The 14164-nt window shown below is 64.2% G+C and carries 13 protein-coding genes; 10 read left to right on the top strand and 3 right to left on the bottom strand.

Annotation, left to right across the window (positions count from 1 at the left end):
• The first annotated feature begins 56 nt into the window (after positions 1 to 56).
• From AC0L2J_RS25860 to AC0L2J_RS25840, 5 genes are all read left to right on the top strand, one after another.
• Positions 57 to 950, top strand: coding sequence for a dioxygenase family protein (locus AC0L2J_RS25860; protein WP_473394944.1), 894 nt, complete (start codon positions 57 to 59; stop codon positions 948 to 950).
• 91 nt (positions 951 to 1041) lie between these two features.
• Positions 1042 to 1743 (top strand): protocatechuate 3,4-dioxygenase subunit beta, encoded by a 702-nt coding sequence (gene pcaH, locus AC0L2J_RS25855; RefSeq protein ID WP_473394943.1) that lies wholly within the window; start codon positions 1042 to 1044, stop codon positions 1741 to 1743.
• Positions 1744 to 2334 carry a protocatechuate 3,4-dioxygenase subunit alpha gene (gene pcaG, locus AC0L2J_RS25850; protein WP_007598143.1) on the top strand — a complete coding sequence of 197 codons (591 nt, stop codon included), beginning with the start codon at positions 1744 to 1746 and terminating at the stop codon, positions 2332 to 2334.
• Between the two features lie 209 nt (positions 2335 to 2543).
• The gene (locus AC0L2J_RS25845) at positions 2544 to 4235 is read left to right on the top strand and encodes a methyl-accepting chemotaxis protein (protein WP_473394942.1); all 1692 of its coding nucleotides are present in this window, start codon (positions 2544 to 2546) and stop codon (positions 4233 to 4235) included.
• 75 nt (positions 4236 to 4310) lie between these two features.
• The gene (locus AC0L2J_RS25840; protein WP_473394941.1) at positions 4311 to 5375 is read left to right on the top strand and encodes a phosphotransferase; all 1065 of its coding nucleotides are present in this window, start codon (positions 4311 to 4313) and stop codon (positions 5373 to 5375) included.
• Between the two features lie 172 nt (positions 5376 to 5547).
• Here AC0L2J_RS25840 and AC0L2J_RS25835 read toward each other — a convergent pair whose 3' ends face one another.
• Genes AC0L2J_RS25835 through AC0L2J_RS25825 form a run of 3 tightly spaced genes read right to left on the bottom strand, consistent with a single transcriptional unit; the run spans position 5548 to position 8759 of the window.
• Positions 5548 to 7104, bottom strand: a complete 1557-nt coding sequence (locus tag AC0L2J_RS25835) for an MDR family MFS transporter (RefSeq protein WP_473394940.1) — start codon at positions 7102 to 7104, stop codon at positions 5548 to 5550.
• Between the two features lie 4 nt (positions 7105 to 7108).
• Positions 7109 to 8284, bottom strand: a complete 1176-nt coding sequence (locus AC0L2J_RS25830; RefSeq protein WP_063996471.1) for an HlyD family secretion protein — start codon at positions 8282 to 8284, stop codon at positions 7109 to 7111.
• The gene (locus AC0L2J_RS25825) at positions 8277 to 8759 is read right to left on the bottom strand and encodes a MarR family winged helix-turn-helix transcriptional regulator (RefSeq protein WP_473394939.1); all 483 of its coding nucleotides are present in this window, start codon (positions 8757 to 8759) and stop codon (positions 8277 to 8279) included. Before AC0L2J_RS25825 ends, AC0L2J_RS25830 begins: the two co-directional genes overlap by 8 nt.
• A gap of 157 nt (positions 8760 to 8916) precedes the next feature.
• Here AC0L2J_RS25825 and AC0L2J_RS25820 point away from each other — a divergent pair, with 157 nt between their 5' ends.
• The 5 genes from AC0L2J_RS25820 (at position 8917) to AC0L2J_RS25800 (ending at position 14162) form a co-directional block, all read left to right on the top strand.
• A complete protein-coding gene (locus AC0L2J_RS25820; protein WP_007615963.1) occupies positions 8917 to 9411 on the top strand; it encodes a Fur family transcriptional regulator in 495 nt (164 codons plus the stop codon).
• Positions 9412 to 9448: 37 nt separating this feature from the next.
• Entirely contained in the window at positions 9449 to 10402 is a 954-nt protein-coding gene (locus AC0L2J_RS25815) for a DMT family transporter (protein WP_473394938.1), read from the top strand.
• A 12-nt stretch (positions 10403 to 10414) separates the two neighbouring features.
• On the top strand, positions 10415 to 11698 hold the full coding sequence (gene ispG / locus AC0L2J_RS25810; RefSeq protein ID WP_007615960.1) for a flavodoxin-dependent (E)-4-hydroxy-3-methylbut-2-enyl-diphosphate synthase: 1284 nt from the start codon (positions 10415 to 10417) through the stop codon (positions 11696 to 11698).
• Between the two features lie 142 nt (positions 11699 to 11840).
• Positions 11841 to 12737 carry a TauD/TfdA dioxygenase family protein gene (locus AC0L2J_RS25805; RefSeq protein ID WP_473394937.1) on the top strand — a complete coding sequence of 299 codons (897 nt, stop codon included), beginning with the start codon at positions 11841 to 11843 and terminating at the stop codon, positions 12735 to 12737.
• Positions 12738 to 12824: 87 nt separating this feature from the next.
• A complete protein-coding gene (locus tag AC0L2J_RS25800) occupies positions 12825 to 14162 on the top strand; it encodes a Rieske 2Fe-2S domain-containing protein (protein ID WP_473394936.1) in 1338 nt (445 codons plus the stop codon).
• Positions 14163 to 14164: the final 2 nt, after the last annotated feature.

Below are 14164 nucleotides of genomic sequence, written 5' to 3'. Positions count from 1 at the left end.
GCACCTGAGGTCTGGTCCTTCGGACCATCCCGGAATGACAGGGAGAAAGTAGCGCCATGATCATCGCGGGCGAGCAGGACGTCACGGCCGCGGCATTGGCGGTGATGCAGCGGACATCCGATCCCCGGCTCCGTCAGATCATGGTCTCCCTGGTCAAGCATCTGCACGGTTTCGTTCGCGACGTTCGCCTGACCGAGAAGGAATTCCGCGACGCCACGGCTGTCATCGCCGAACTCGGCAAGCTCTCGACCGACACGCATAACGAGGTCGTGCTGATGGCAGGCTCGCTCGGCGTCTCGCCGCTGGTGTGCCTGCTGAACAATGGCGATCAGGGCAACACGGAAACCGACCAGTCGCTGCTCGGACCGTTCTGGCGGTTGAACTCGCCGCGGGTGGAAAATGGCGGATCAATCGTCCGCTCCGAGACCCCTGGCGCGCCACTGTTCGTCAACGGCCGCGTCGTGGACAAGGACGGCCGTGCTGTCGCCGGCGCCGAGGTCGACGTCTGGCACGCGTCGCCGGTTGGTCTCTATGAAAACCAGGACCCCGAGCAGGCCGACATGAACCTGCGCGGCAAGTTTACGACCGACCAGGACGGAGCCTTCTCGTTCCGCTCCGTGATGATGGTCGGCTATCCCATTCCGACCGACGGCGTGGTCGGCCGCCTCCTGGAGGCGCAGAGCCGGCATCCCTATCGCCCCGCGCACCTGCATGCGTTGGTTTTCAGACCCGGATTCAAGGTGCTGATCTCGCAGGTCTACGACCCCGCCGATCCGCATATCGATAGCGACGTGCAGTTCGGCGTGACCAAGGCGCTGCTCGGCAAGTTCCTGCGCCATGACACACCACACCCAACCGGGCGCGACGTCGCGACGCCCTGGTATTCGCTCGACCATGTCTACCGGCTCGAAGCCGGCGAGGCCGTCCTGCCGCGTCCGCCGATCAAATAGGGCTCAAAGCCGCTTCCCCCAATTAGTTATATCCTATAATGATTGGCGGAAACGTTGACCGGTCGGAAAAGGGCCGGGGAGGAGTTCGCCAATGACATTCATCTATCCCGTCGAGAGCAACACGGCGCATCCGCTGCCGCTGTCGCCCGAGTACAAGAGTTCGATCAAGCGCGCGCCGAACAAGCCCTTGATCCCGATGCGCCATACGCTGTCGGAGCTGACCGGTCCGGTCTACGGCCACGAGACCGTGCGCGAGGGCGACAACGACCTCACCACCCAACACACCGGCGAGCCGCTCGGCGAACGCATCATTGTGCACGGCCATGTGCGCGACGAGGACGGCCGCGGCGTGCCGAGTTCGCTGGTCGAGATCTGGCAGGCCAATTCCTGCGGCCGTTATGTTCACGTCCGCGACCAGCATCCGGCGCCGCTCGATCCGAACTTTACGGGCGCCGGCCGCACCGTGAGCGACGCCTCCGGTTACTATCGCTTTGTCACGATCAAGCCTGGCGCCTATCCCTGGGGCAACCATCACAACGCCTGGCGTCCCGCACACATCCATCTCTCGGTGTTCGGCCATTCCTTCGTCACGCGTCTCGTGACGCAGATGTACTTCCCGGCCGATCCGCTATTCCCGTTCGATCCGATCTTCAATTCGGTGCCGGACGAGAAGGCGCGCGCGCGGATGGTGTCGTCGTTCGATCTCGACAACACCCAGCCCGAATGGGCGCTGTGCTACCGCTTTGACATCGTGCTGCGCGGCAAGAACGCCACCCCTATGGAGAACCATTAAGTGCAGGACAATGGGATCACGCCGTCGCAGACCGTCGGCCCGTTCTTCAAATACGGCCTGACGCCGACCGGCGAGTATGCCTGGAACGATGCGTTCACCAATTCGACCCTGACGCCCGACGTCACCGGCGAGCGTGTCCGAATCGAGGGCCGCGTGTTCGACGGCGATGGCGTCGCCGTGCCCGATGCCATGCTGGAGATCTGGCAGGCAGATGCGCAGGGGCGCTTCGCCGATCCGCAGGACAAGCGCGCGCTGCCGAATGCGAGCTTCCGTGGCTTTGCCCGCTGCGGCACCGACAAGGACGGCAATTATTCCTTTGAAACCATCAAGCCGGGCGCGGTGCCCGATCCCGACGGCAAGCCGCAGGCACCGCATATCCTGCTTGCGGTGTTTGGTCGCGGCATGCTGCGGCATCTTTATACCCGCATCTATTTCAGCGACGAGGCCGGCAATGCCGCCGATCCCGTGCTGGCGGTGGTGCCCGCCGACCGTCGCGCCACGCTGACGGCCGTGCGCGAGGCCGGCAAGCCGGTGTACCGGCTCGACCTGCGGCTTCAGGGCGACAACGAAACGGTGTTTTTCGACGTGTGATCCTCAGCGCCGTCCCGGACAGGCGAGCGCCGATCCGGGACGACAGCGGAGGACGGGCTCAAGCTTCGCTGCCCGAAACCGTTCACCTGACGCCGTTTCCCGTATTTGTTCGGAGTTCGCGTGGGCGCAATTTCCGCGCGATGCAATCCCGTGTTTACCGTAGTCCTTTAGGGTCCGTGGGATTCGGCGCGGCCCCATTGGATTGTTTCATGAAAATTCGCCTTTCGCTTTCCTCCGCAATCATTGCTTTCGGCGTCGTTCTGGCCATCGGCTTCACCGCGGTGGTCTCCACCAGCCTTTACGCCTTGAAAGAGCTCAAGGTCGGCGGTCCGCTCTATTCCGACATCAAGCTCGGCAACGATCTCATCGCCGACATCCTGCCGCCGCCGGAATATGTGATCGAGGCTTATCTCGAGGCCACGCTTGCCATGCGCGAGCCCGACCAGCTGGCGGCTCATGGCGAGCGCCTGGTCCAGCTCCGCAAGGATTACGACGAGCGCAAGGCATTCTGGGTCACCTCCAGCCTCTCGCCCGACCTGAAGACGGCCCTGGTGTCGAAATCCGACGCCGAGGTGCAGAAGTTCTGGAAGCTGTTGTCGGACCAGCTCCTCCCCGCTCTCAAGGCCAAGGACGCGGTCGCCTCCGAGCGCGCCTACGCGCAGCTCAAGGAGGCCTACACCGCGCATCGCACCGTCATCGACAGCATCGTCGAGAGCGCCAACAAGCAGAATGCCGACATGGAAAAGCTGGCCGCCGACCGCGACCGCTCCATGCTTTATATCCTCCTCGGCGTCTCCGCCGCCGTCCTCGCCTTCATTGCGGCGGGCCTGCTCGGCGTCGCCCTCGGCGTGGTGCGCCCGATCGTGCGCATGACGAGCGCGATGCAAAAGCTCGCGACCGGCGATCTCGCCGCCGACATTCCTTTCGCGCACCGGCAGGACGAGGTCGGCTCGATGGCGGGCGCGCTCCTGGTGTTCAAGCAGTCCGCGGTCGAGAATTCCCGCCTGCGCGAGGAGCAGTTGCAGAAGGAGCAGGAGGCAACGCTCGCCAAGCGCGGGGCGCTGCACCAGATGGCCGAAATCGTCGAGCGCGAGACCGGCCGCTCGGTCGACACCGCGAGCGCCGCGACGCAAGGCGTGGAGCGTGCCGCCTCCAGTCTGTCCGAGATCGCAAGGTCGCTCTCGACACAGTCGCAGGCGGTCGCAGCCGCCTCCAACCAGGCCCTCGGCAGCTCGCAGACCGTGTCGGCCGCGGCTGAAGAACTCAGTGCGTCGATCCGCGAGATCGCAACCCAGGTCGCGCGGACCAGCACGGTTACAAAATCGGCGGTCGCCGGTCGGGAACAGGCGCGCTCGACCATCCAGACGCTGGCCGGATCGGTGAAGAAGATCGCCGAGGTTTCCGACCTCATCGGCGGCATCGCCGGCCAGACCAATCTGCTGGCACTCAACGCCACGATCGAGGCGGCGCGCGCCGGGGAGGCCGGCCGTGGCTTTGCGGTGGTCGCCGCCGAAGTGAAGTCCCTCTCCGACCAGACCGCCAAATCCACCGAGGAGATCGCGCGGCTGATTGCCGAGATCCAGGCCTCGACCCAGGCCGCAGTCGACGCCGTCGAAACCATGGGAGGCCACATCGTCGAGATCGACGGCGTTGCCACCACGGTTGCCGCGGCGATGGAAGAGCAGGATGCCGCGACCCGCGAGATCACGCGGTCGATCTCCGAATCGACTTCCGCAGCGAAGGAGGTCTCGGCCAAGATCGGTGATGTCAGCCGCGACGCCGCCTCCGTGAACGAGCGCGCCGCGGAGGTCAGGCAGGCGATCGCCGGCATGGCAGCCAATCTCGAACAACTCCGGTCGGTCGTGGTCAGGACCGTGCGCGACTCGACCGCTGCGGCTTAAGCCGGCGGCTGAAGCCGCTGGCGGCCGGCAGCGCGGTTGTGCAGAATGGAGCAACGCGACGGGGGTCGGGCGCTCATGACAGAAATACGATTGCCGGAGGTGGCGGACGCGGCAAATCTCACCGCGGCGCTGCGCAAGGCCGGCGCACTGGACGCCGGTGCCGTGCGCGAGGTCAAGGTCCTGCATGAGCGCGACACGGTCGTGTCGCATATCACCCGACTCGGCCTGCGTTATGTCGGGGAATCCGCCGGCTCGCCGCAGTCTCTGATTCTCAAGACGCCGCATGCCGCGTTCGCCAAGCCGCTGGCGAATGCCGGTCGCCACGAGGTGGCCTACTACACACAGCTCGCACCCAGAACGCCCGCGCAGTTGGTGCCGCGCTGCTTTGACGGGAATTTCGACGAGGAGAGCCTCTCCTGGCATCTCCTGCTGGAGGATCTCACCGATAGCCACGAGATCGCGACCCAATGGCCGCTGCCGCCATCGCGCGGTCAGGCGATGGCCATCGTCGCCGCGCTCGCGCGCTGGCATGCGGCGTGGTGGGACCATGCTGGTCTCGGCGAGACCGTCGGGATCTGGGCGAGCACCGACGATACAGCCGGGCACATGGAAACGTTCGCATCCCATTACGACCGGTTCGCTGATCAGCTCGGCGATCGTCTCAGTGAAGAGCGCCGCACGCTCTACCGCCGCTTCATCGATCAGTCCGACAGGATGTCACTGCGCTACCATTCGCACCGGCACCTCACCGTCACCCATGGCGATGCCCATATCTGGAATTTTCTGCTGCCGCGTGCCGGCGTGTCCGACACTGTCCGCCTCTTCGACTTCGACCTGTGGGATATCAACGTGCCGACCCACGACCTCGCCTACATGGTGGCGCTGCACTGGTACCCGGAACGCCGGCAGGCGTTGGAACGCCTTCTGCTCAACCATTACCACGACACGCTGATCGCGCACGGCGTCAGCGGCTATACGCGTGGCGCGCTCGATCAGGACTATCGCTGGTCGGTGCTCTGGCACATCACCAAGCCGGTCCGGCAATGGAGCACCAACATCCCGCCGGTGATCTGGTGGAATAATCTGGAGCGCGTGATGATGGCGGTCGAGGATTTGGGCTGCGAGGAGTTGTTGGGGTAGTTGGTGCCGCATGCTCGCCGTCGTCCTGGCGAAAGCCAGGACCCATTACCCCAGGGAAAGGTTGTGGTGCGATGCTCGAAACTACGAGTTACCACCAAACTCCTCGCCGGGCTAATGGGTCCTGGATCTGCGCTGCGCTTGTCCAGGACGACGGCGGAAGTTGTGACCCACGCTACTCCATCACCGCATGTTCCGGCCCGGCCGCCTGCTTGCGCAGGGTGGCCTTGGTCGAGCCGATCAGCAGGGCGAGCGGGATGGTGCAGAGGATGAAGAACATCACCAGCTGGTAGTCGTGCGCGAAGGCGATGATCTGCGCCTGCACGCTGACCATGCGATCGGCCATGGCGCGGCCGGCGTCGGTGGAGAGATTGATCATGCCGCTGACGCTGGGCATCTGGAGCGCATGGTTGAACGGATTGATATGCTCGGACAGGATCGCGTAGGTCCGCCGCGTGCCCTGCGTCAGTTGGGCGATGACGACGGAAATGCCCACCGAGCTCGCGACGTTGCGCATCAGGGTCAGCATCGCGGTGCCGTCGGTGCGCAGCTCGTTCGACAAGGTCAGGAACGCCACCGTCGATAGCGGCACGAAGACCAGGCCGAAGCCGAAGCCCTGGATGACGCTGACGGTCACGATCTCCGGCACCTGGGTCAGATCGGTCCAGCCGGTCATCTGGAACAGCGAGCCCGCGGTCAGCGTCAGGCCCGTGATGATCAGCGTGCGGGCCTCGACATAACGCATCATGCGGCCGACCAGCATCATGGCGAAGAAAGTGCCGAAGCCGCGGCTCGCCAGCAGCAGGCCCGCGGTAATGATGGGATAGCCGATCACGTTCTGCATGTAGGGCGAGGCCAGCGCCATGGTCGAGAACAGCACGAGGCCCATCACGACCATGAACATGCAGCCGGTGACGAAGTTGCGATCCCTGAAGAGCGCGAAGCGGATGAACGGTGTCGAGGTCGTGAAGGAATGTGCGATGAAGAAGTAGAAGGCGACGGCCGAGACGATGAACTCCGCAAGGATCTCGCCCGATTCGAGCCAGCCTAGTTGCTCGCCGCGGTCGAGCGCGAGCTGAAGCGAGCCGATCGCGACCGCCAGCGCCGCGAAGCCGAACCAGTCGAATTTCAGGCTGAGATCCTTCCTGGTCTCGTCCATGAAGACGATCAGCCCGATCACGGTGATGGCGCCGAACGGCAGATTGACGAAGAACACCCAGTGCCAGGAATAAGTCTCGGTCAGCCAGGCGCCGAGCGATGGGCCCATGATCGGCCCCATCATCACGCCCATGCCCCAGATCGACATCGCCTTGGCGCGTTCCTGGAGCGTGTAATAGTCGAGCATCACCGATTGCGACAACGGCACCAGGGCGGCGCCGAACACGCCCTGCAGCAGGCGGAACAGCACCATCTGGTTGATGTCCTGCGCAAGCCCGCACAGCACCGATGCCATGGTGAAGCCGGCCGAGCAGATGATGAAGATGCGCTTGCGGCCGAAGCGGTTGGCGATCCAGCCCACCGGTGCCGTCATGATCGCGGCGGCGACGATGTAGGAGGTCAGCACCCAGTTGATCTGGTCCTGCGAAGCCGACAGCGTGCCCTGCATGTAGGGCAGGGCGACGTTGGCGATGGTGGTGTCCAGCGCCTGCATGATGGTTGCCGTCATGGCGCAGATCGTCACCATGTTCCGGCGCAGGCCGGGAACCATCAAATGGGCATTCGGGCCGGACACCGGATCAGTCCTTGTCTTGGTCTTTGTCTTGGCTCGCGGTGGCCGACAGGCCGAGCAGGCCGGCGAGCGAGCGCTGGTGGCCGGTGTCGATGGTGGCGTAGACGCTCATGCCGGCCTTCAGCTTGCGCACGGATTTGTCGGTCTCGTCGAAATAGATGCGGATCGGCACGCGCTGCACCACCTTGACGAAATTGCCGCTGGCGTTCTGCGGCGGCAGGATCGCGAATTGCGCGCCGGTGCCGGGCGAGAGCGAGCCGATCTTGCCCTTGAAGGTATGGTTCGGGAACGCGTCGACCTCGAGCGTGACCGGCTGTCCCTCGGTGACGTAGGTGAGGTCGCTCTCCTTCGGATTGGCGTCGACCCAGGGATGAGCGACATCGATGATGGAGAACACCGGCGTGCCGGCGGCGACGTAACGGCCGAGCTGGATCTGCTCGACCTGGGTTGCCACGCCATCCATGGGCGCGCGCAGCACGGTGTGGTCGAGGTTGCGCTGGGCATCGTCCAGCTTGGCTTTGGCTTGCGCGTAGGCGGGGAATTGCTCCAGCGGCAACTCGGGATTGCCGAGCAATTGGGTCTTGGCGTTGGAGAGTTGCTGCTTGATGTATTGCGCCTGCGCGCCGGCGGTCACCAGTGCGTTCGACGCGTTGTCGAGATCGAGCTGCGAGCCGTAATTGTTCTTCACCAGCGCCTGCTTGCGCTCGACGTCGCGCTGCTTCAGGTCCATGCCCTGCTGGGCGAGATTGAGCATGTCACCGTAGATCTTGATGTTGGCAACGAGATTGTCATAGGTGACGCGGGCTTGGGCGAGTTGCGCTTTGGCTTCTTCCAATGCATGACGGAACGGAGCGGGGTCGATCTCGAACAGCTCGTCGCCGTGCTTGACGATCTGGCCCTCCTTGACGACGACCTTCTGGATTTTGCCGGAGATATCGGGCGTCACCAGCACCTTCTGCGCGCCGACATAGGCATCGTCGGTGCCGACGTAACGGCCGCCATTGAGATAAAAGGTGAAGCCCGCAACCGCGACGACGACCGGCAGCACGACCAGGAGCAGCACGCGGCGATAGCGGCGCAGGCCCGCCACCAAGCGGCGGCGCGGATTGGTGCCGGCTTTCTTGGTGGGCTTGCCGCCGTCGATTTTCTGCTCGGGCTGGAACTTGAGAACCTGATCAGCCATAGCGTTGCTCCTTACGCGCTTGTTCCGCTCCGCTGGTCTGGATCGCGGACCGCACGTTTTCCTTGATTGTTTCGAGTTGGGTGAGGAGGCGATGGGCGTCCGCCGGCGTGATGCCGTCGAGCGCGTTGGCCGTGAGCTCGGACTTCAGCCCGCTCATCCGCCCCAGCAACTGCCGCCCGGCCTTCTTCAGGTACAACCGCTTGACGCGGCGATCCGAAGGATCGTTGCGTCGCTCGATCCAGTCGCTTCCGCAGAGTTTGTCGATCAGGCGCGTCAGCGTGATCGGCTGCACCTCGAGAAGCTCGGCGAGCTCCGACTGCTTCATGCCTTCGCTGCGCTCGACCTTGGCCAGCACCGCCCATTGCGCGCGAGTGATGCCGAAGCGCGAGGCTTCCTTGTCGGCATAAACCCGGAGCAGGCGATAGACCTCGGCGAGTGTAAACAGGAAATTCTGGTCCACGGGCCCTAGGCTCATGAGCTTTGTCTCCAATAAGCTTAGGATATTATAAGCAAGCTTATGATTATTTTCATGGTGGGTTTGCGGGACACTGTCCCGCAGGGCGAGCATGGCTGATGGCCACATCACCGGTCCTGCTTTGGGTTCCCCCTTCGAAATGCTAGAAGGCCGTCGCATGACCCTCGCAAAACCGGCATTTCCCGCGCCCGACCACGATCACGGCCGCTGCACCGCGGATGCGCTGGCGCATGCCGAGGCCGTTTGCGGAGAGCGCGCGCAGAAATTCACGCCGATACGCCGCCATGTGCTGGGGGCGCTGCTCTCGAGCCACCGGCCGCTCGGCGCCTATGAGGTGATCGACGAACTGGCGAAATCGATGCCGCGGCCGGCGCCGATCACGGTCTATCGTGCTCTCGATTTCCTGATGGCCAACGGCCTCGTGCACCGCATCGAAAGCCGCAACGCCTATCTCGCCTGCGCCGCTCACGACCACGACGCGACCTCGGCGGTGACGTTCCTGATCTGCGAGCGCTGTGGCCTGGTCGGTGAGATTCCGTCGGCTTCTTTCGCCAGGGACCTCAACGCCGCCGCGCGCAGTTCAGGCTTCGCTCCCAAATTGTCCGTGGTGGAAATCACGGGCGTTTGTGCGCATTGTCAGAAAGCTGCATAGAGCAACAACGGCGCAAAAGCCGGTTTTTCGGGAAGAAATGTCCTCACCTCAAGCCATACCGTCCGCCGGTCGTCCCCTCAGTGCCGGCGCTATCGCCCTGATGCTCATGCTGTGCCTGACCTGGGGATTCAACCAGATCGCGGTGAAGCTGGTGCTGCCGGACATTCCGCCGATGCTTCAGGCCACGTTCCGCTCGATGGGCGCGCTGCCGGTGCTGTTCATCATCGGCAGCTTGCGCGGCGTTAAATTCTTTGAGCGCGACGGCACCTGGAAGCCCGGCGTGATCGCGGGACTGATGTTCGGCATCGAGTTCGTTCTGATCTTCCAGGGCCTGCGCTTCACGCCGGCATCGCGGGCGGTCGTGTTCCTCTACACCGCGCCGTTCTTCGTCGCGCTCGGCTCCTACCAGGTTCTTGGCGAGCGGCTTGGCGGGACGCAATGGCTGGGGCTCGCCATCAGCTTTGCCGGTGTCGCACTCGCGATCGGCGTGCCGCAGCCCAATGTCGATTCGCATGTCCTGCTCGGCGACCTCATGATCGTCGGCGGCGCCGCGCTGTGGGCGGCGACCACGCTGGTTGCCAAGGGAACGCGGCTGCGCTTCGCCGCGCCCGAGAAGGCGTTGGGCTATCAGGTCGCGACCTCGATCCCGATCCTGGGGCTGGCCGCCTGGCTGTTCGGGGAGACCATCCCCCACACCCCGTCGCCGCTGTCGCTGGGCCTGATTGCCTTCCAGGCGATCTGGGTCGTGGGAACCACGTTCACGCTTTGGTTCGCGCTGGTGAAGACCTATTCGGCCAGCAAATTGTCGGCTTTTACCTTCATCACCCCTTTGTTTGGCGTGGTGGGTAGCTATTTCATCATGCACGACACGCTGAACCTGACATTCGGGGCTGCCGCCGTCCTTGTCATTGCTGGGCTTTTTCTGGTTAACCGTCCCAGCCAATCCGCTGCGGCACCGCGCGATGCATTGCTGAACGTCACCAAAACCTGATATTTGGACGCCATGAACAAGCTCGAAAACACCATCGATTCCGACGTTGCGGGCCCCGCGCCCCGGCACCGGACCACCCAGGTCAAGGTCGGCGACGTCGCCGTCGGCGGCGGTGCCCCGATCGTCGTGCAGTCGATGACCAACACCGACACCGCCGATATCGACGGCACCATCGCCCAGGTCGCAGCGCTCGCCCGCGCCGGCTCTGAAATGGTCCGCATCACCGTGGACCGTGAGGAGGCCGCCGCCGCCGTCCCGCACATCCGCGACGGGCTGCTTAAACGCGGCATCACCACGCCGCTGATCGGCGACTTTCACTATATCGGCCACAAGCTGCTCGCGGCCTATCCGGCCTGCGCCGAGGCGCTCGCCAAATATCGCATCAATCCCGGCAATGTCGGCTTCAAGGACAAGCGCGACACCCAGTTCGCCGACATCATCGAGATCGCCAACAAGAACAACAAGCCGGTGCGCATCGGCGCCAATTGGGGCTCGCTCGACCAGGAGCTGCTGACCAAGCTGATGGACGAGAACGCCGCGTCCGCCGATCCGCGCGACGTGCGCGCGGTGACGCGCGAGGCCATGGTGCAGTCCGCGCTGCTCTCGGCCGCGCGCGCCGAAGAGCTCGGCATGCCCAAGAATCGCATCATCCTCTCGGCCAAGGTCTCGGCCGTGCAGGATCTGATCGCGGTCTATCAGGATCTCGCCAGCCGTTCCGATTACGCGATTCATCTCGGCCTGACCGAGGCCGGCATGGGCACCAAGGGCATCGTGGCGTCCTCGGCGGCGCTCGGCATCCTGTTGCAGCAGGGCATCGGCGACACCATCCGGATCTCGCTGACGCCGGAGCCCGGCGGCGACCGCACCCGTGAGGTGCAGGTCGGCCAGGAGCTCTTGCAGACCATGGGCTTCCGCACCTTCGTGCCGCTGGTTGCGGCATGCCCCGGCTGCGGCCGCACGACCTCGACCACCTTCCAGGAACTGGCCAGTTCGATCCAGGGTTTCATCCGCGACGAGATGCCGACCTGGAAGACGAAATATCCCGGCGTGGAAGAGCTCAACGTCGCGGTGATGGGGTGCATCGTCAACGGCCCCGGCGAATCCAAGCACGCCAATATCGGCATCTCGCTGCCGGGCACGGGCGAGGCGCCGGCTGCTCCGGTGTTCGTCGACGGCAAGAAGTTCCGCACCTTGCGCGGCCCGACCATCTCCGCCGACTTCAAGGCGCTCGTGATCGACTACATCGAGCAGCGCTACGGCCAGGGCGCCAAGGTGCCGGTGACCGCGGCGGAGTAGTATTGCTCCGCTTTTGCGGCGTGTAGCCCGGATGGAGCGAAGCGAAATCCGGGTTCTCGCAAGCTGACGAACTCAACCCGGATTGCGCTTCGCTCCATCCGGGCTACGATGCTCCCAATCAAGAACGATCGGGAGACACGCCATGAGCTCACTCGCCGGCAAGCAGGGCCCGCGCTATCGCCACACGACGGACGACGGCGCGCCTTACGAGACCATCGCGGTCGAAAAGCTCACCCCCATCATCGGCGCGGAAATCTCCGGCGTCGATATCGGCAAGCTGGTTTCGGACGATGCCCGGTCCAACCGGCAGATGGACGAGGTCCATCGCGCGCTCGCCGAAAATCTCGTCATCTTCTTCCGCGACCAGCACATCACGCCACAACAGCATCTCGCCTTCGGCCGCAAGTTCGGCGAGCTGCATTTCCATCCCGCCGCACCGCACGAGGATGAAGACCCGGCGCTGATGAAGATCTATGCGGATGCGAACTCGCCGCGCGCCAACGGCGAGGGCTGGCATTCCGACGTGTCCTGCGATCTCGAGCCGCCGATGGGCTCGATCCTCTACATCAAGCAGTGCCCGCCGCGCGGCGGCGACACGCTGTTCGCCAACATGTACGCGGCCTACGAGGCGCTGTCGGATCGGATGAAGGCTTATCTCGACGGGCTGACCGCGCTGCATGACGGCGAGCCGATCTATCGCGGGCTCTACGCCAATTACGGCGTCGCCGACCGTCCGTCCTATCCGAGTGCCGAGCATCCCGTGGTGCGTACGCATCCCGTCACCGGCAAGAAGGCGCTCTACGTCAACCGCGGCTTCACCCGCCACATCAACGGCATCCCGCGCGACGAGAGCGATGCGATGCTGGCCTATCTGTATCAACACGCGGAAAATCCGCTGTTCCAATGCCGCTTCCGCTGGACCGAGAACGCCATCGCGTTCTGGGACAACCGCTGCACCCAGCACCGCGCGATGTGGGACTACTGGCCGCACACGCGCTCCGGCACGCGCGTGACGGTGAAGGGGGAGCGGCCGGTTTAACCCGCCTGCGCACCGCGTTCCGCGTTGACGTCTTCCTGCGTCCGCGCCAAGCTTGCGGAAAACAAAAACTGGTCGGGAGGATTTTCCATGCTCCGCGCCGAGGACAACAAATTCCTGACCGAGTCGGGCCCCGGAACCGGCATGGGCGAATTGTTGCGCCGGTTCTGGATTCCTGTCCTGCTGTCCGAAGAACTCCCTGAACCCGACGGCGAGCCGAAGAAGATCGTCGTTCTCGGCGAGGAGCTGCTCGCCTTCCGCGATACCCGCGGCGTTGTCGGAATCATCGACCAGTACTGCCCGCATCGCGGCGCCAATCTTTGGCTCGGGCGCAACGAGGAATGCGGCATCCGCTGCGTCTATCACGGCTGGAAGTTCGACACCGACGGAAGGTGCGTCGACATGCCGACCTCCTATCCCGACCTCAACGCCAAGGATCTCATCCGCATCAAATCCTATCCGGTGCGCGAATGGGGCGAGATGATCTGGGCCTATATGGGCCCGGCTGACGCGATGCCCGAACTGCCCGATCTCGAAATGGCGCTGCTGCCGGCTTCGCACCGCTATGTCAGCAAGAAATGGCAGGACTGCAACTGGGTGCAGGCGCTGGAAGGCTCGATCGACACCGCGCATTTCACCTTCGCCCATCTCTCCTTCGACAAGGAGGAGAACGAGATTCTGGACATCAAGAAGCATTTCGTGAATCCGATCGCGCGGATGTCGAGCGATCACATGCGCTGGATCGCGGAGGATCCGCGTCCCGTGATCAAGATCGCGCCGCACGCGGCGGGCCTCACCATCGCCGGTGGGCGGCTCACCGGCGGCGACAACATCTACTGGCGCATTGCCCAATTCCTCATGCCGTTCCACGCCTATGCCCCGAGCGCGATGCCGGGCGAGAGCATCTTTGGGCAGACCTTCGTGCCCGTCACCGACACCAATTGCTGGATCTACACCTATGCCTGGAATCCGGAGCGGCCGCTGACGCAAGCCGAGCGTGACGCGTTTGACCGCGGCAATGGCGTGATCGCGGAGGTCGGCGGCAATTACGTGCCGCTGCGGCACAAGGGCAACGACTATCTGATCGACCGTAAGCTGCAGAAGACCAGGAGCTACACCGGCATCAAGGGGGTCTCCGAACAGGATGCGGCCGTGCAGGATAGCCAGGGCCCGATCGCCGACCGTACCCGCGAGCATCTCGGTCCGACCGATCTCGGTATCATGCATTTCCGGAAAGTCGTGATGGAGCTGGCGCGGGCGCTTCAGCAGGGCGAGCCGCCGCCGCAGGCCGCGCATCAGGATCGCTACGCCGTGCGCTCGGGTGCCTGCGTCACCAGCAAGGCCAAGGACCTTTCCGCGGTGATGCTGGAGCGTTTCGGTGACGTCACGGGCTTTGTCGGCCGGCCGCGAATCGCGGCAGCGGAGTAGCG

This window comes from Bradyrhizobium sp. MV1.5, assembly GCF_055807615.1.
This window is presented reverse-complemented; position numbering and strand designations above follow the sequence as displayed.

Excerpts from the sequence above, each read along its gene's own strand:
- AC0L2J_RS25825 (WP_473394939.1), bottom strand. The coding sequence starts at position 8,759 with ATGAGCCTAGGGCCCGTGGACCAGAATTTCCTGTTTACACTCGCCGAG.
- AC0L2J_RS25815 (WP_473394938.1), top strand. The coding sequence starts at position 9,449 with ATGTCCTCACCTCAAGCCATACCGTCCGCCGGTCGTCCCCTCAGTGCC.
- AC0L2J_RS25840 (WP_473394941.1), top strand. The coding sequence starts at position 4,311 with ATGACAGAAATACGATTGCCGGAGGTGGCGGACGCGGCAAATCTCACC.
- AC0L2J_RS25845 (WP_473394942.1), top strand. The coding sequence starts at position 2,544 with ATGAAAATTCGCCTTTCGCTTTCCTCCGCAATCATTGCTTTCGGCGTC.
- ispG (WP_007615960.1), top strand. The coding sequence starts at position 10,415 with ATGAACAAGCTCGAAAACACCATCGATTCCGACGTTGCGGGCCCCGCG.
- pcaH (WP_473394943.1), top strand. The coding sequence starts at position 1,042 with ATGACATTCATCTATCCCGTCGAGAGCAACACGGCGCATCCGCTGCCG.
- AC0L2J_RS25820 (WP_007615963.1), top strand. The coding sequence starts at position 8,917 with ATGACCCTCGCAAAACCGGCATTTCCCGCGCCCGACCACGATCACGGC.
- AC0L2J_RS25800 (WP_473394936.1), top strand. The coding sequence starts at position 12,825 with ATGCTCCGCGCCGAGGACAACAAATTCCTGACCGAGTCGGGCCCCGGA.
- AC0L2J_RS25860 (WP_473394944.1), top strand. The coding sequence starts at position 57 with ATGATCATCGCGGGCGAGCAGGACGTCACGGCCGCGGCATTGGCGGTG.
- AC0L2J_RS25805 (WP_473394937.1), top strand. The coding sequence starts at position 11,841 with ATGAGCTCACTCGCCGGCAAGCAGGGCCCGCGCTATCGCCACACGACG.
- AC0L2J_RS25830 (WP_063996471.1), bottom strand. The coding sequence starts at position 8,284 with ATGGCTGATCAGGTTCTCAAGTTCCAGCCCGAGCAGAAAATCGACGGC.